At 68.6% G+C, this 15,309-nt stretch carries 15 protein-coding genes; 7 read left to right on the top strand and 8 right to left on the bottom strand.

Annotated elements, in window-relative coordinates; all coding sequences use genetic code 11:
- Positions 1-103 precede the first annotated feature (103 nt).
- On the bottom strand, positions 104-1,543 hold the full coding sequence (locus tag ABD678_RS08745) for an anthranilate synthase component I family protein (RefSeq protein ID WP_344755754.1): 1,440 nt from the start codon (positions 1,541-1,543) through the stop codon (positions 104-106).
- A gap of 11 nt (positions 1,544-1,554) precedes the next feature.
- On the opposite strand from ABD678_RS08745, the gene ABD678_RS08740 reads away from it, so the two are divergent.
- Together ABD678_RS08740 and ABD678_RS08735 are read left to right on the top strand one after the other, a co-directional pair.
- Positions 1,555-2,412 carry an aminotransferase class IV gene (locus ABD678_RS08740; protein ID WP_344755752.1) on the top strand — a complete coding sequence of 286 codons (858 nt, stop codon included), beginning with the start codon at positions 1,555-1,557 and terminating at the stop codon, positions 2,410-2,412.
- Positions 2,409-3,086, top strand: coding sequence for a DedA family protein (locus tag ABD678_RS08735; RefSeq protein ID WP_344755750.1), 678 nt, complete (start codon positions 2,409-2,411; stop codon positions 3,084-3,086). The genes ABD678_RS08740 and ABD678_RS08735 overlap by 4 nt, the downstream gene beginning before the upstream one ends.
- Positions 3,087-3,117: 31 nt before the next feature.
- Here the strand turns inward: ABD678_RS08735 and ABD678_RS08730 are convergent, their stop codons facing one another.
- The 5 genes from ABD678_RS08730 to ABD678_RS08710 form a co-directional block, all read right to left on the bottom strand.
- Positions 3,118-4,044, bottom strand: coding sequence for an ABC transporter substrate-binding protein (locus tag ABD678_RS08730; protein WP_344755748.1), 927 nt, complete (start codon positions 4,042-4,044; stop codon positions 3,118-3,120).
- A gap of 6 nt (positions 4,045-4,050) precedes the next feature.
- Positions 4,051-4,794, bottom strand: coding sequence for an ABC transporter permease (locus tag ABD678_RS08725; protein ID WP_344755746.1), 744 nt, complete (start codon positions 4,792-4,794; stop codon positions 4,051-4,053).
- The gene (locus ABD678_RS08720; protein ID WP_344755744.1) at positions 4,791-5,474 is read right to left on the bottom strand and encodes an ABC transporter permease; all 684 of its coding nucleotides are present in this window, start codon (positions 5,472-5,474) and stop codon (positions 4,791-4,793) included. The genes ABD678_RS08725 and ABD678_RS08720 overlap by 4 nt, the downstream gene beginning before the upstream one ends.
- Complete coding sequence (locus ABD678_RS08715; RefSeq protein ID WP_344755742.1) at positions 5,474-6,379, bottom strand: ABC transporter ATP-binding protein; 906 nt, start codon at positions 6,377-6,379, stop codon at positions 5,474-5,476. The genes ABD678_RS08720 and ABD678_RS08715 overlap by 1 nt, the downstream gene beginning before the upstream one ends.
- Positions 6,380-6,546: 167 nt before the next feature.
- Positions 6,547-7,182 (bottom strand): TetR/AcrR family transcriptional regulator, encoded by a 636-nt coding sequence (locus ABD678_RS08710; protein ID WP_344755740.1) that lies wholly within the window; start codon positions 7,180-7,182, stop codon positions 6,547-6,549.
- A 209-nt stretch (positions 7,183-7,391) separates the two neighbouring features.
- Here ABD678_RS08710 and ABD678_RS08705 point away from each other — a divergent pair, with 209 nt between their 5' ends.
- Both ABD678_RS08705 and ABD678_RS08700 read left to right on the top strand, forming a co-directional pair.
- Entirely contained in the window at positions 7,392-8,477 is a 1,086-nt protein-coding gene (locus ABD678_RS08705) for an App1 family protein (protein WP_344755738.1), read from the top strand.
- Positions 8,478-8,605: 128 nt separating this feature from the next.
- A complete protein-coding gene (locus ABD678_RS08700; RefSeq protein WP_344755736.1) occupies positions 8,606-9,361 on the top strand; it encodes a siderophore-interacting protein in 756 nt (251 codons plus the stop codon).
- On the opposite strand, the gene ABD678_RS08695 is transcribed toward ABD678_RS08700, so the two are convergent.
- Complete coding sequence (locus tag ABD678_RS08695) at positions 9,358-9,774, bottom strand: low affinity iron permease family protein (RefSeq protein WP_344755734.1); 417 nt, start codon at positions 9,772-9,774, stop codon at positions 9,358-9,360. The genes ABD678_RS08700 and ABD678_RS08695 overlap by 4 nt on opposite strands.
- A 98-nt stretch (positions 9,775-9,872) precedes the next feature.
- Between ABD678_RS08695 and ligD the strand changes: the two genes are divergently transcribed.
- Positions 9,873-10,808: a non-homologous end-joining DNA ligase gene (gene ligD / locus ABD678_RS08690; RefSeq protein ID WP_344755732.1), complete on the top strand. Its 936-nt coding sequence runs from the start codon at positions 9,873-9,875 to the stop codon at positions 10,806-10,808.
- Here the strand turns inward: ligD and ABD678_RS08685 are convergent.
- Positions 10,805-12,184 (bottom strand): glucose-6-phosphate dehydrogenase, encoded by a 1,380-nt coding sequence (locus ABD678_RS08685; protein WP_344755730.1) that lies wholly within the window; start codon positions 12,182-12,184, stop codon positions 10,805-10,807. The two genes, ligD and ABD678_RS08685, sit on opposite strands and share 4 nt — an antisense overlap.
- Before the next feature lie 60 nt (positions 12,185-12,244).
- Between ABD678_RS08685 and ABD678_RS08680 the strand changes: the two genes are divergently transcribed.
- Positions 12,245-14,077 carry a glycoside hydrolase family 15 protein gene (locus tag ABD678_RS08680; protein WP_344755728.1) on the top strand — a complete coding sequence of 611 codons (1,833 nt, stop codon included), beginning with the start codon at positions 12,245-12,247 and terminating at the stop codon, positions 14,075-14,077.
- On the top strand, positions 14,074-15,159 hold the full coding sequence (locus tag ABD678_RS08675; RefSeq protein ID WP_344755726.1) for a winged helix DNA-binding domain-containing protein: 1,086 nt from the start codon (positions 14,074-14,076) through the stop codon (positions 15,157-15,159). Before ABD678_RS08680 ends, ABD678_RS08675 begins: the two co-directional genes overlap by 4 nt.
- The last annotated feature ends 150 nt before the right edge of the window (positions 15,160-15,309 follow it).

Here is a 15,309-nt window from a genome sequence, read left to right as displayed (position 1 = left end):
ACGGGCGATCACCGTTGATGTCCGGCGTGCTCGCCGCCGCGACCCGAATTACCAGATTAGCGACTCACGGCTCGCCGCGTCGCGAGCCGGGTCGCCGCGACAGTCATTTAGACCGCGGCGAGCCGTCTTCGGCAGCGCCGAGAACGCGCAGGAGGGCCGCCGCCTTGATTCGAACCTCCTCGAGCTCCTCCTCGGGAACCGAGAGCGCGGTGATCCCGCCGCCGGTGCCGACCGTCGCTCCGTCGGCGTCGAGCACGATGCTCCGGATGACCATGGCGAGGTCGATCCGCCCGTCCAGCCCGAAGTATCCGAAGGCGCCGGAGTAGATCCCGCGCGGTCGTTCCTCGAGCCCGTCGAGTGTCAGCACCGCACTGTGCTTGGGCGCGCCCGTCATGGAGCCGGCCGGGAAGCAGGCCGCCACGGCATCCACCGGGTCGAGGCCGGCCGCCAGCACTCCTCTCACGGTGCTCACGAGCTGGTGCACCTGGGCATAGGTCTCCACCGCGAGCAGGCCCGGAACCGTCACCGAGCCCACCTCGCTGATGCGCCCGATGTCGTTGCGCATGAGGTCGACGATCATGAGGTTCTCCGCGCGCTCCTTGTCGCTCGAGAGCAGTTCTGCGCGCAGGGCGGCGTCCTCCTCGGGTGTCGTGCCGCGACGACGGGTGCCCTTGATGGGCTTCGACTCGACGATGCGGCTGCGCGAGCCCGGCTCGGGGGCGGAGACGGAGAGGAACTGCTCCGGGGAGGAGCTGAGGAGACTCACTCCACCGATGCGCACGAATCCTCCGTGGTGGCTCGGGCTCAGTTCGCGCAGCCGCAGGTAGGTGTCGACGGGGTCCGGATGCGCGTCGAGGCGCACCTCGGTCGTGAGGCACAGCTGGTAGGCGTCTCCGGCGGCGATCGCCCGCTGACAGGCGGCGATCTTCGCAAGGTAATCGGAGTCGGCGTACGCCCATCTCGCCGTTTGTGCGCGATCCTGGGCGCTCTGGCCCATCCCATTCCGCCGAAAATCGCGCACAAACGGTGGGGAGAGGGCGGCCTCGGTCGCCCCGCGCCAGGCGGCGAGGTCGCCGGTCCAGTCTTCGCCGAGCGCCACCAGGCTGACCGTGCGGGTGGCGTGGTCGAAGGCGAGCGCGCGATCCACGAACATGAGGGCGGCATCCGGGTAGCGCGATGGCCGACGGATGCCGGTGCCCATGGCCTGCGCGTGCAGTTCGTAGCCGAGCCACCCGACCCAGCCGAGCCGGAACGGTCCGGTGCCGGCCGTGTCATCCGCTTCGATTCCCGGCCCCAGCTCCTCGCGCAGGAAGTCGAGAACCGTGCCGTCGCGACGTGCGCCGGATGGCCACTCGGTCAGGCTGCCGCCCTCGATCGAAGCGGTCACCGTGCGCGAGGCGACCCCGAGGTAGCTCCACCCGGTGGTCGCGCTCACGCCGGAGTCGAGCCAGAACGCGGGAAGGTCCCCACGGCACAGGGCCTGGAACGCGACGGCGGGATCGACCCACTCGCTCCGAGGTGTCGCGATCACGCGGCGGCGCATACGCTAACTCTATGAGTTCCGCCGCCCTCTCCCGCTGGGCGGGCGACGCCCTCATTCCGATCGACTACTGCGACCCGACGGAATGGGTCGTGGAGGCCGCCGATTCCTGGCTGACGACCGACGGCACCGCCTTCGCCCTCCGCCTCCACCGCGACCGGTTCTTCGCGGCCGCCGCCGAGCGCGGCGCAGGGCTCGAGGGCTTCACGGATGCCGCACTCGCGTCGTTCTGGGAGGCGTCGATCGCGGCGATCCCTGCGAAAGGCGACTGGTTCCCGCGCGTCGAACTGCAGTCGAAGAATGGCGCGGCCTCCTTCCTCTACCGGGAGCGCACGGCGCCGCCGTTGTCGTCGTCGGTCGCGCTGGCCACCCACCGCGGGCCTGAGCTTCGCCGCGTTCCGACGATCAAGGGTCCCGATCTCGGCGCCATGATGCAGGTACGTCGCGCCGCGCAGGAGCGGGGGGCCGACGACGGCGTCATCCTCACCCCGGACGGATTCGTCGTGGAGGGTGGGACGACGTCGATCGTGTGGTGGCGGGGCGACATCCTGTTCGGAGCGCCCGAGGGGCCGGGCTGGGAGGAGTTCGATCGCGTCGACAGTGTCACGGCGCGCAGCGTCTTCGGCCTGGCGACGGCGCTCGGGGTCGAAACGCACCGAGAGCCGGTCACCCCGGCCGAGCTCGACGGAACGGAGGTCTGGGCTCTCAACGCGCTCCACGGCATCCGGATCGTGACGAGCTGGGTCGATGGCGCTGACGAGGATGGCGCCGGGAGGGGCCGACTGCAGCTCGCCGAGCTGCCCGGTCGGCTCGCCCTCTGGCGCAGTCGCCGCGAGGCCCTGCGCAAGCCGGTACGGGCGGCCGCCGCATGAACGAGGTGCTCACCTGGCTGCTCGACATCGTGCAGAACGTCGACCCCATCGCTCGCACGATCATCGCCGGCATCGGCATCCTCCTCGAGACCTCGGTGCTCATCGGCCTCATCGTCCCCGGGGACACGATCGTGATCGTCGCGAGCACGGGCATCTCCAACTGGCTCGAGTATGTGGCGCTCGTGATCATCGTCATCGCCGGCGCACTCGGTGGCGAGAGCATCGGCTTCGCCCTCGGCCGGTACTTCGGCCCGAAGATCCGCGGCAGTCGGCTCGGCCAGCGCGTCGGCTACGAGAACTGGATGCGGGCCGAGAACTACCTGGATCGTCGGGGCGGGATCGCGGTCTTCGTGTCCCGCTTCCTGCCGGTGCTGCACTCGCTCATCCCGCTCACGGTCGGGATGAGCACGATGCGCTACCGCAAGTTCATCGCCTGGACTCTCCCGGCCTGCGTCATCTGGGCGGTCACCTACGCCTCCGTCGGGTGGCTGGCGGCAGGCACCTACCGTGAGCTCGCCGGGCGACTGCACTGGGCGGGATATATCTTCGTGGTCATCATCGTCGTGTTCGTGCTCGTGGCCTTCGGCGTGAAGAAGCTCCTCGAGCGCAGTCAGCGCCGCCACATGGAACTCCCGGGCGATGGCGATGCCACCACCCGGGAGGACCTTCCCTGAGCTGCCGGCGCGGAGTCGCGACCGGCTGCCTCTAGATGAGGCCCATCTGGGTGAGCCAGTCCTTCGCGACCTTCTCGGGTGACGGCTTCGAGTCACCGGCACTGATCTCGTTGAGGCTCATGAGCTCCTCGGTCGTGAGCTTGTTCGAGATCTGGTCGATGATGTTCGCGACCCGCACCGAGTAGGCGTCCTTGTTGAACAGCGGGACGATGTTCTGCGCCGCGATGAGATGCTTCGGATCTTCGAGCACGACGAGGTCGTTCTGCTTGATCGACGGGGTGGTCGTGTAGATATCGGCGACCTGGATGGCCCCGCTGAGCAGGTCGCTCAGGGTGCCCGGCCCGCCGTAGTCGTCGATCGCCTTGAACTTCCACCCCTTCACGCCGTAGACCTTTTCAAGCCCCTCACGCCCGTAGGATCGACCCTCGAACTCGGTGTTCGCCCCGATCGTGATCTTGGAGGCGATGGGTTTGAGGTCGGCGATCGTCACGAGGCTGTTCGCCTCGGCGAACTCCTTCGTGACGACGAGCGAGTCGGCATCCTGTGCCTCTGCAGCCGTGGACACGACGAGGCCGAGCGGCTCGAGGGCGGCGGGGAGCGCCTCCATGACATCAGCCGTCGAGGCGGCTGTCGCCTTGGGGTCGGCGCCGTACAGCAGGTTTCCCGCGTAGTCGGGGATGAGGTCGATCGACCCGTCCTGCAGCGCAGGAATGAACGTCTCGCGCGATCCGATGCCCGGGGCGTAGTCCACCGTGTACCCGCCGGCAGCGAGCGCCTGGCCGTAGAGCTGGGCGAGGATGTCGCTCTCCGCGAAGCCCTGGGAGCCGATCGTGATCGAGCCGAGCGAATCGTTCCCGTCGCCTCCGAGCGGGTTGCCGCTGCTGCAGGCGGCAAGGCTTGCCGTGAGCCCGATCGCAAGGAGACCCGCGGTGATGCGGTTTCTCTTGGGTGCATGCATTTCTCTTTATCCTTCCTTGATGGGTGCCACAGTCATGGCCGGCAGCCTGGTGGGCCGCCGCGACCTGGTGCTGATGGTGCGTGCCATCCCGCGGGACACCCCGCGCGGGACGACAAGTCTCTGGATGAGGGCGAGCAGCCCGTCGACCGCGAGCGCGAGGACGGCGACCAGGATGGCTCCGACGATCGCGAGCGTGTAGTCGCGCAGGGCAAGCCCCTCGATGAGGAATCGGCCGAGGCCGGTCAGTCCGACATACCCGGCGATCGTCGCGGTCGCGATGACCTGCAGCACCGATGACCGGATGCCGCCCAGAATGAGCGGGAGAGCCAGCGGGATCTCGACTCGGCCGATGATCTGCCATTCCGACATCCCCACGGCCCTGGCCGCATCGATCGTCTGGCGATCCACGCCCTCGAGCCCGGAATAGACGCCCGCGAGCAGGGGAGGAACAGCGAGCACGACCATGACGATGACGAACGGCCACAACCCGAGTCCGGAGAACAGGATGATGAACAGGAGGAAACCGAGGGTGGGGAGGGCCCTGGCCGCACTCGTCGTCACGATCACGAGGTTCCGGCCCCGACCGGTGTGACCGATCAGGAGCCCGAGCGGAATGGCGATGACCATGGCGATGAGCATCGTGACCGCCGTGTAGAACAGGTGGTCGACCGTGCGCGGCCAGATCCCGTTCACCATGGCGAAGTGCGCCGGATCGAAGATCCAGGCGAATGCTTCGGCGAAGAAGTTCATGACGCGGCCACCGCATCGGCCACCGGCCTGGCCCTGAGCCGCGGGAAGACGGTGTGCGCCCAGGGCAGCAGGATGCGTCCGAGCGCCACCAGGACGAGATCGAAGGCGAGGGCGATGAGCAGGATGAAGACGATGCCGATCGCCACCTCGGTCGGGAAGTCGCGCTGGTACCCGTTGAGGAACAGGTAGCCGAGACCGCCCTTGCCGATGAGGGCAGCGACGCTCAGCAGGCTCACCGTGCTCACCGACACGACACGCAGGTTCGCCAGCAGAACAGGGCCGGCGAGGGGCAGTTCGACCGACCAGAACCGGCTGAATGCGGAGTAGCCGACGGCCGTCGCCGACTGCAGCACCGAGGTGGACACGGAGGCGAACGCATCCGCCGCACCCCTGATCATCATCGCGATCGCGTAGATCGTGAGGGTGACGATGACATTGATGTCGCTGAGGATCTTGGTACCAAGAATGACGGGCAAGGCGACGAACAGCGCGAGCGACGGGATCGTGAACAGGATGCCGCCGAGGCTCAGCAGAACGGACCGGGCAACGCGGTTCCGGGTCGCGACCCAGCCGAGCGGGATGCAGACTATGAAACCGACGATGATCGGGAGGATGCTCAGCCTCACGTGTTCGAGGGTGAGGCCGAGGACCAGATCACGGTTGTCCCATAGCCATTGCATCAGGCGTCGCCCGCCTGGTCGGTCTTGTTCGAGACGCTCCGGGACTTCGGCCCGGATCCGGCACCGACGAGCACCCCGCCCGGCGCCTCGACGACGCCCGCGGCGTATCCGCTCCCGTCGACGAGGAGATAGTCGTCGCCGGCGGAGGGGACGCTCGAGTCCACCGAGAGGCGGCGCTTGCCGCGCCCCGCACCGATGAAGTCGGCGACGAAGTCGTTCGCCGGGTTGGCCAGGATCTGCTTCGGATGCCCCTGCTGGGCGATGTGCGCCCCCACCTGCAGGATGACCACCTGGTCTCCGAGCAGGAAGGCCTCATCGATGTCGTGGGTCACGAAGACGACGGTCTTGCCCAGCTCGCGCTGGAGCCGGAGCAGCTCCTGTTGCAGGTCGGCGCGCACAATGGGGTCGACGGCGCCGAAAGGCTCGTCCATGAGCAGGATGTTGGGGTCCATCGCGAGGCCCCTCGCGACCCCGACCCGCTGCTGCTGGCCACCGGAGAGCTGATTCGGGTAGCGCTCCGCAAGCGAGCGGTCGAGGCCGACGGTGTCGAGCAGTTCGAGCGCTCGTGCGTGCGCGACCCGGCGCGGCACACCCTCGAGCATGGGTACCGTCGCCACGTTGTCGATGACCCTGCGATGCGGGAGCAGCCCGGAGTTCTGCATGACGTAGCCGATCCTTCGCCGCAGGGCGACCGGTTCCAGCCCGGCGATGTCGTCGCCGTCGATACGGATCGAGCCGCCCGTCGGGTCGACCATCCGGTTGATCATGCGCAGGAGCGTCGTCTTGCCGCACCCGGAGGAGCCGACCAGCACGGTCGTCTTGCGAGAGGGGATCACCAGGTCGAAGTCGTCGACAGCCTGCGTCCCGTCGGGGAATCGCTTGGAAACGGACTGGAACTCGATCATCGGCTCTGGCTCATCTCCTCGAGTTGCCGTCAGACCAGTCAAACACTACTGGGCACCCCCGGCATTCCCTGCTGGGCCGATCTTCAGCAAAAAAGGATCGACCGACTCCGCGCTGGGGACGGGTCGGCCGATGCCTGGAGCTTCGTGCGGTAACGGATGCGGCGGACTCAGACCGCCGGGGTGGGCTCCCCGTAGACGCTCACGAGGTAGCTGTGCGCCACGCGCTTGGCCTCGCGGATGAACTGCTTGTCACCGCGGGCGTCGAACGCGAAGGCCCGGGCCAGGAGCGAGTCGACGAGCTGGAACACCACCTCGAGGCGGAAGGGGAGGTCAGCATCGTCCTTGAAGCCGTACCGGGAGACGAGCACGGGGGCGAGCACGTCGGAGACCTCGCTGCTGCCGGTCCGGGTGTTCTCGCGCGGGCGCAGATCCAGAACGTCGCCGAAACGCAGCGCGGCGAAGGCCGGCTCCTTGGCGAAGGCATCGACCCCCTCGTCGATGAGCGCCTCGATCGCATCCCACCAGGTGCCGTACTGGCGGCTGCCCAGGGTGGTGCGCACCCGGTCGGAGAAGCGGTCGACCGCCCGCGCCGCCACGCTCTGCAGCACGGCGATCCGGTCGGGGAAGTAGCGGTAGACGGTTCCGATGGAGGCGCCGGCCCGCTCGGCCACCATTGCGGTCGTCAGGCGCTCGAATCCGACATGGTCGATCGCCGCCGCAGCTGCATCCAGAAGGCTGGTCAGCCGCGCAGTGCTGCGCGCCTGCACGGGCTCATTGCGTAGAAGTACGGTCGGTCCCGACACGGCGTTCTCCGTCTCATTTGTCAGCTGACGACAGTGACCGATCAACGGCCGACGGTCGCCAGGATTATTGAGTAAATTGTAGCCCGCCCCTTTCGCGAGGGCGCGATATACTTCCTCAACTCAGTGGATATGAGGACTTTTCTCAGGAACTCCCCGACCTCGTGCGAAGCGCGTCGCCGGGCCTGACCGCACCGTGAAAGACTGGCACGATGACTGGGCCAGCGACGACGCCGGATGCCGATGGCCCGAACCCCGAAGACCGGGCCGCCGGAGGTCCGGATTCCGGGGACCTCGCACCGCCGCTCCGTCTCCCCGCAAGGCTGGAGGACCGGTTCCACCGCTTTCGCGAGAGGCGCGCGCGCAGGCGCGGACTTACCCCCGTCGTCATGCCCTACACGGGTTACGGCTCGACACAGTGGATCCGCGTGCTCTCGCGCGTGCTTCTCGCCAAGCCCGAGGCGGTCGACGACATCCGGTATCGGAAGATCCGCGGCTGGCGGAGCTTCACAAGCGTGCCTGTCGGCGAAGTGACGGTGCATGTCGGCGTCGACGGGGTGGAGCATCCGGTGACCGCGGACCGCGGCGGGGTCGTCGACGAGGTCATCGAGGTCGCCCTCTCCCCCGGCTGGCACACCATCACCCTGCGCACGGGTGAGTCGCAGCCGGTCTCCGCACCCGTCTTCATCGTCGATCCGGCCGCGACGATCGGGCTCATCTCCGACGTCGACGACACCGTCATGGTCACGGCCCTGCCCCGGCCGCTGCTGGCCGCCTGGAACACGTTCGTGCTCGACGAGCACGCACGCACCCCGGTCGCGGGAATGGCCGTGCTGTTCGAGAAGCTCGTACGCGACCACCCGGGCTCCCCCGTCGTCTACCTCTCGACCGGCGCCTGGAACGTCGCCCCGACCCTCACCCGGTTCCTCTCCCGACATCTGTATCCTCCGGGACCACTCCTGCTCACCGACTGGGGGCCGACGCACGACCGATGGTTCCGCAGCGGGCGAGTGCACAAGGAGGAGAGCCTGCGCAGGCTCGTGGCGGAGTTCCCGAACCTGAGCTGGATCCTCGTCGGCGACGACGGCCAGCACGACGAGGACCTCTACGCCTCCTTCGCCGCCGAGCATCCCGACCGGATCGCGGCCGTCGCCATCCGGCAGCTCTCCGGCGGCGAGGCGGTGCTCGCGGGCGGGCGCAAGACCGGGGACCACGATCCGGATGGGCCGATCCGCTGGGTCTATGCGCCGGATGGCGCCGGGCTCGCCGACCAGCTCGCCGCCTACGGGCTCCTCTGAACCGCCGTCGCTCCGGCACGTCCTCGCACCGCACCCGTGGGAGCACGGTCCCGCCGGGTGCACTAGCGTTGAATGTCGTCGAGTGCGGCCGGAGAACGGTCCGCCCGGAAACCCCCAGGAGTCCCACAGTGATCGAGCGCGGCCAGCTTGTGCGCCACGAAGTAGTCGTCCGCGACCTCGCCGTCGCGAGGACGAAGGAGTTGTCCCCCGGCCTCCTGAGGGTCACCCTGCAGGGCGAGCAGCTCGACGGTTTCACGAGCCTCGGCGCGGCCGACCACGTCAAGCTGCTGTTCTCGGAGGGCGTCCGCCGCGACTACACGCCCCGCGCATTCCGCCCGGCAGCCGATGGCAGGCCCGCAGAGCTCGATCTCGATTTCTTCCTCCACGGCGACGGGCCGGCATCGAGCTGGGCGGCATCCGCCACGGAGGGCGACGTGCTCAGCGTCGCGGGGCCTCGCGGCTCCCACCTGCCGCCGACGGGTGCGAGGCGCGTCATCCTGGGCGCCGACGAATCCGCCCTTCCCGCCGTCGCCCGCTGGATCGAACTGCTCCCGGAGGAGATCGAGATCTTCGGCTTCGTCGAGCTGGACAATCCGTCGGATGCGGCCTACCTCGACCCCGACCACGTGCACAAGGCCAGGGTCGTCTGGCTCGGCAAGGCGGAGGGCGCGCTCGAGCGGGCCATCCGGGCGCTCGGCCCGATCGGGGACGACACCTTCGTGTGGGTCGCCGGCGAGGCGACGACGCTCATCCCGATCCGCCGCTACCTGCGGCGCGAGCTCGGTTTGCCGCCCGGCCAGGTGAAGATCGACGGCTACTGGAAGCGTGGGGAGGCCGGCCGCGACCACCACGCGCCCATCGACCCCTCCGATCCCGAGGACTAGCGCCCCTCTGAACTCGTGTCGGCGTTGTGGGTCGTGCTCTCGTGTTCTTCGAGACCGACGGCCCGGCGCAGCTCCCGCGCGTCGTCCTCGAGACCGTCTTCGCGGGCGAGGTCGGAGAGCATGTCGGCGATCGCGTTGAGCTTGTGCTGAACGGCCTGGTCCGCTCGAGTCTGGCTGTTCTGCAGGAGGGCGACCATGAGGAACGTGATGATCGTGGTCAGCGTGTTGATGATGAGTTGCCACGTGTCGATGTCCCGCAGCAGCACGATCGACGGCGCCCACAGTACGACGAGGAGCACGCAGAAGCAGAAGAACCAGGCACGGCTGGCGACGCGGGATGCGGCCTCCGCGAACCGGTCGAATGCGCCGATGCGCGCTGAGACTTCCGTGGGCATCACTGGGTTCTCGGCCATGAGTTTTTCCTTCCCGATGTCACCATCAACCTAGGTCGGTGCTGCGGGCCGGGAAGCGATGTCCAGCAAACGGTCAGGTGATTCTCGATGATGGAGTCATGGCAGCCACTCCCGCGTCGCCCGCAGACAAGAGGGGCTCGGCGATCACCGTCGACGGTCACCGGATCTCGTTGACGAGCCTCGACAAGGTCATGTACCCGGAGACCGGGATGTCGAAGGGCGAGGTCATCGAGTACTACCGGGCGATCGCGCCGGTGATCCTGCCCTACCTCGCCGGACGCCCGGCCACGCGCAAGCAGTGGGTCAACGGGGTCGGAACCGCGGATGCCCCCGGCGAGGTGTTCTTCCACAAGAACCTCGACCGCGACGCGCCGTCCTGGATTCGCCGAAGAACCATCCAGCACGCCGACCATTCGAACGACTACCCGCTCATCGATGACACGGCGACGCTGCTCTGGTTCGTGCAGCGCGGAACGCTCGAGTTCCACGTCCCCCAGTGGCGGTTCGGCCCGCGAGGCGCGCAGCGCAACCCGGACCGTCTCGTGCTCGACCTCGACCCCGGGGAAGGCGTCGGCCTCGCCGAGTGCGTCCAGGTCGCCCGGATCGCGCGCGATCGACTCTCCGCGCTCGGGTTCGACGCGCATCCGGTCACGAGCGGGAGCAAGGGCATCCACCTCTACGCAGCGGCCGACGGGAAGCGCAGCTCCGAGCGCCTGACGGAGGTCGCGAAGGAACTCGCGGACTCACTCGAGGCCGATCATCCCGACCTCATCGTCGCGACCCTCGTCAGGGAGAAGCGTCGCGGCAGAGTGTTCGTCGACTGGAACCAGAACCTCGCGTCGAGGACCACCGTCGCACCCTATTCGCTGCGCGGGCGGCTGCGCCCGACCGTCGCCGCGCCGCGCACCTGGGACGAGCTCGACTCCTCCGGTGTCGACGGCCCAGACCTCGCGCAGCTCGACCACCGCGAGGTGCTCGAGCGGGTCGAGCGCGATGGGGACCTGCTGGGCTCGTTCCTGGGTGGCAGAGCCTAGAGACGACTGCGGCGCCATGCAGCAGGCCCGGCAGAACCGGCCGGATAGCTCTCCAGCTTCACGGCATCCTTCTTCCACGCCGCGAGCACCGGCTCGACGATGCGCCAGCACTCCTCGATCTCATCCGCCCGCACCGAGAGGGTCGGGTCGTTGCTGAGCAGGCCGGAGAGCACCTCGCCGTATGGGCCGAGCTCGCCGGCGCCGAACTCGGTGCTCAGGACGACGCGGTCGATCGTGAAGGGGTCGCCCGAGCCGTTGATGTTGAGGTCGAGACTGATGTCGTCCGGACTCAGCGAGATCCGCAGCGCCGCGGGACCCGGCTTGCCGCTGAAGCCGGCCGGCAGGTGCGGCACCTCCCTGAAGGTCACGACGATCTCCTTGCGAGCCCGCTCGAGCGCTTTGCCCGACCTCAGCGTGAAGGGCACGCCGGCCCAGCGCCAGTTCTCGATGCCGAACACGACCTCGGTGAGGGTCTCCGTGCGGTTCTTCGGATCGACGCCCGGCTCCTTGACGTAGGAGGGCAGCTTCCGTCCTCCGATGGCCCCCGCCGTGTACCTGGCTCTCCTGCTCGAGCCGGCGGGGTCCCCGCCAAGCACGCTGGTCGCGCGCAGCGCCTGGGCCATCGCCCCGCGCAGGTCCTCGGCGTCGATGCTCGACGGCGGCTCCATCGCGACGAGTGCCATGACGAGCAGCAGGTGGCTCTGGATCATGTCGATGAGGGCGCCCGCGTGGTCGTAGTAGCCCGCCCTGCCCTCGAGGGCGAGCTTCTCATCGAAGACGATGTCGACGCGCTCGATGTTGTCGGCGTTCCAGACCGGCTCGAGGATGCGGTTCGCGAACCGCAGGCCGAGCAGGTTGAGCACCGTCGACTTGCCGAGGAAGTGATCGACCCGGTGGATCTGCTGCTCCGGGATGAGCTTGACGAGCTGCCGGTTGAGCGCCACGGCGCTCTTCAGGTCGGTGCCGAACGGCTTCTCGAGCCCGAACACCGTCCCCGCGGGCAGGTCGACGTGCGCGAGCGCCGCACAGGCCGCGATCGTGACCTGGGGCGGCAGGGCGAAGTAGAGCGCGGGTGTGCCGGTGCAGGCCGCAAGGATGCGGGTGAGGTCATCCGGATTCGTGACGTCGGCCTTCAGGTACTCCGTCTCGGCAGCGAGCGCACGGGCCTTCGCTCCGGTCGCACCACCCGCCTCGAAGGATTTCGCCACGCGCGCGCGCCAGGCGCTGTTCGACATCGCATTCTGGCCGACCCCGATGAGTCGGAAATCCGGATTTCGGCCCAGATCGACGAGCTGCCCGAGGCCGGGGAGGAGCAGGCGACGGGCGAGGTCTCCTCCTGCTCCGAAGATGACGAGGGTTCCGATCTGGCGTGCCATCACCCAAGGGTAACGCCGCGCGCCCTGAGCCCGGTCATGATCGGATGTCACAATGGGACGATGCCCCTGGACATCGAAGACTACGCACTCATCGGGGATTGCCACACGGCGGCGCTCGTCGGCAGGGACGGCAGCATCGACTGGCTCTGCCTCCCCCGCTTCGACTCCGCCTCCACGTTCGGAGCACTCCTCGGCACCGAGGATCACGGCCGGTGGCTGCTGGCCCCCGCCGGCGAGGTGCTCGAAACGACCAGGAGCTACCTCGGCTCGACGTTCATACTCGTGACTCGCTGGGTGACGACGGAGGGCGAGGTCGAGGTGACGGAACTCATGCCCCACGGCGACCGGCGGGCCGATGTCGTCCGACGCGTGCGCGGCATCCGCGGGAACGTCGCGATGAAGCAGGAGCTGCGCATCCGGTTCGGCTACTCGGATGCGATGCCCTGGGTGCGGCAGTTCGAGGAGAAGGCCGGCCACGGCATCATCGCGGTCGCCGGCCCGGATGCGGTGGTCGTGCGGGGACCGAAGCTCACCGCTGCCGATCACGCCCACGTCTCCGACTTCACGGTGTCGGAGGGCGAGACGGTCGACATCTCGCTCACCTGGTACCCGTCCCATCGTGTCGCCCCGCTGCGCCCGGACATCGATGCCGGCATCACGGCGACGACGGCGTGGTGGACCGACTGGGCGGCATCCTGCGACCAGCGCGAGCGCAGGTACGAGGACCTCGTGCTGCGCTCCCTGCTCGTGCTCAGGGCGCTCACCCACGAAGACACCGGCGGCATCGCCGCCGCCGCCACGACGAGCCTGCCGGAGCAATGGGGTGGCGTCCGCAACTGGGACTACCGCTTCGTCTGGCTCCGCGACGCGTCGGCCACGCTCGAGGTGCTGCTCAGCCGCGGCTTCAGCGGGGAGGCGCTCACCTGGCGCAACTGGCTCCTTCGCGCGATCGCCGGGGATCCGGGGGACATCCAGATCATGTACGGCCTGGGCGGCGAACGCGAACTCACCGAGGTGACGATCGACAGCCTCCCCGGCTATCGGGGCGCCTCGCCGGTCCGCAAGGGCAACGCGGCCTTCACGCAGTACCAGGGGGACATCTTCGGGGAGACCATGATCGCGCTCGCCAAGGCACGCGCGCGGGGGGTCGAGGAGGACGAGTTCTCCTGGCCGCTACAGCGGGTCATGCTGCGCTTCGTCGAGGAGAACTGGCAGCGGCTCGATCACGGCATGTGGGAGATGCGCGGGCCCCAGCGCGCCTTCACGCATTCCCGGGCGATGCTCTGGGCGGCGCTCGAGTGCGGTATCCGCGCGGTGCGCGACTACGGGCTCGACGGCCCCGCCGAGCGCTGGGAGGCCCTGCGCGATACGATCCGCGACGAGATCGAGCAGAACGCGTTCGACCGCGAGCGCAACACCTACACGCAGTATTACGGCAGCCCGGGCGTGGATGCGACCCTCCTCCAGCTCGCCCAGATCGGCTACATCGCCTACGACGACCCGCGCATGCTCGGGACGGTCGCCGCGATCGAGGATGAGCTCCTCGAGAGCAGCGGCCTTCTGCTGCGCTACCGCACCGAGCACACCGACGACGGACTGCCGACGGGCGAGTACCCCTTCCTCGCCTGCTCGTTCTGGCTCGTCGAGCAGTACGCGCGCAGCGGCAGACTTCCGGATGCCGTCGAGCTCATGGACCGGCTCGTCGCCCTCTGCAATGATGTCGGCCTGCTCTCCGAGGAGTACGACATGACCTCCGGGCACCAGGTCGGCAACACCCCGCAGGCGCTCTCCCACCTCGGTCTCGTGCGCGCCGCCGAGGCGATCGCGCTGGCCGAATCGCGGCCGGCACCGGAGACCCACGAGGTCGACACCGGCGGAGAGGGCCGGCCGTGAGGAGCACCGACCGCCGCATCGTCCGGATGCGCCTGGCCGCCCAGCGGATCAGCGCGAGCGACCTGGCGACCCCCGCATCCGTCGTTCGCTGGATGACGGCGATGCAGGCGCAGGACTTCGCCGGCGCCACGTGGTCGATCGGCCTGCGCCTGCCCGGTTCGACGGTGGCGGACGTGGACGCCGCGATCCTCGACCGATCGATCGTGCGCTCCTGGCCCATGCGCGGCACACTCCACTTCGTGGCGGCGGAGGACCTGCGCTGGATGCTCTCGCTCACCTCGGAGCGTCTCGTGAAGGGGGCGCTCGCCCGACGCGCCGCCCTCGGACTCGACGAGCGGCTGCTCGAGGGCGCGAGGGACGCGTCGATCGCCGCGCTCGAGGGCGGACGCATCCTCGCCCGCGACGCCATGTACGAGGTCTTCGCGGGCGCAGGGGTGTCGCCGGACGGCCAACGCGGCTACCACGTGCTGTGGTACCTCTCGCAGACCGGAACCCTGTGCTTCGGCCCGCCCGAGGGCAGACAGCAGACCTTCGTGCTCGCCGAAGAGTGGATCCGGAACAGCAGGATGCTGGAGCGCGAGGAGGCGCTCGGCGAGTTCGTCGGACGGTACTTCCGCAGCCACGGACCCGCGAGCATCCGGGACTTCGCTTGGTGGTCGTCGACGACGCTCGGGGATGCGCGGGTCGGGCTCGCTGTCGCGCGCGACAGCCTGTCGTCGATCGAGCGTGACGGGGAACCGCTGTACTTCGCAGCCGGAGCAGACCCGGAGCCTAAGCGGGACGGCATCCGGATTCTTCCCGGGTTCGACGAGTACCTGCTCGGCTATCAGGACCGCACGCCGCAGCTGTCAGCGGAGCACGCGGAGCGCATCGTCCCCGGCGGCAACGGCATGTTCCAATCGACGATCGTGAACGACGGGCTCGTCGTGGGGACCTGGCGACGCACCGAACGTGCCAGAGGGGTCGTCGTCGCGGCGCAACCGTTCTCGCCGCTCAACGCGACGGCGAACAAGGGATTCGCACGCGAGAGCACCGCCTACGCACGGTTTCTCGGTGCGAAGCTCATCGAAAGTCCGTCTTGACCTAAGCTCAGGCCGGCTGCTAACGTGCTGGGGTACACCCGTGTGTCTCCCCGTTATCCGGCATGCGGTCGCACGTAACACTTTCACCCGAAAGCCGTTCCTTCACCCCGAGAGGAACAACCGGCAATGTCTGCTGCGTTGAGCATTGTC

Source organism: Leifsonella bigeumensis, assembly GCF_039537265.1.
In the GTDB taxonomy this organism is placed as follows: domain Bacteria; phylum Actinomycetota; class Actinomycetes; order Actinomycetales; family Microbacteriaceae; genus Terrimesophilobacter; species Terrimesophilobacter bigeumensis.
Note: the sequence above shows the minus strand (reverse complement) of the source record. Positions and strands in the feature narration are given on the sequence as shown.

What these genes read in the sequence shown, in the direction of transcription:
- ABD678_RS08745 (WP_344755754.1), bottom strand. Translation starts at nt 1,543, where the DNA reads ATGCGCCGCCGCGTGATCGCGACACCTCGGAGCGAGTGGGTCGATCCC.
- ABD678_RS08740 (WP_344755752.1), top strand. Translation starts at nt 1,555, where the DNA reads ATGAGTTCCGCCGCCCTCTCCCGCTGGGCGGGCGACGCCCTCATTCCG.
- ABD678_RS08735 (WP_344755750.1), top strand. Translation starts at nt 2,409, where the DNA reads ATGAACGAGGTGCTCACCTGGCTGCTCGACATCGTGCAGAACGTCGAC.
- ABD678_RS08730 (WP_344755748.1), bottom strand. Translation starts at nt 4,044, where the DNA reads ATGCATGCACCCAAGAGAAACCGCATCACCGCGGGTCTCCTTGCGATC.
- ABD678_RS08725 (WP_344755746.1), bottom strand. Translation starts at nt 4,794, where the DNA reads ATGAACTTCTTCGCCGAAGCATTCGCCTGGATCTTCGATCCGGCGCAC.
- ABD678_RS08720 (WP_344755744.1), bottom strand. Translation starts at nt 5,474, where the DNA reads ATGCAATGGCTATGGGACAACCGTGATCTGGTCCTCGGCCTCACCCTC.
- ABD678_RS08715 (WP_344755742.1), bottom strand. Translation starts at nt 6,379, where the DNA reads ATGATCGAGTTCCAGTCCGTTTCCAAGCGATTCCCCGACGGGACGCAG.
- ABD678_RS08705 (WP_344755738.1), top strand. Translation starts at nt 7,392, where the DNA reads ATGACTGGGCCAGCGACGACGCCGGATGCCGATGGCCCGAACCCCGAA.
- ABD678_RS08695 (WP_344755734.1), bottom strand. Translation starts at nt 9,774, where the DNA reads ATGGCCGAGAACCCAGTGATGCCCACGGAAGTCTCAGCGCGCATCGGC.
- ligD (WP_344755732.1), top strand. Translation starts at nt 9,873, where the DNA reads ATGGCAGCCACTCCCGCGTCGCCCGCAGACAAGAGGGGCTCGGCGATC.
- ABD678_RS08685 (WP_344755730.1), bottom strand. Translation starts at nt 12,184, where the DNA reads ATGGCACGCCAGATCGGAACCCTCGTCATCTTCGGAGCAGGAGGAGAC.
- ABD678_RS08680 (WP_344755728.1), top strand. Translation starts at nt 12,245, where the DNA reads ATGCCCCTGGACATCGAAGACTACGCACTCATCGGGGATTGCCACACG.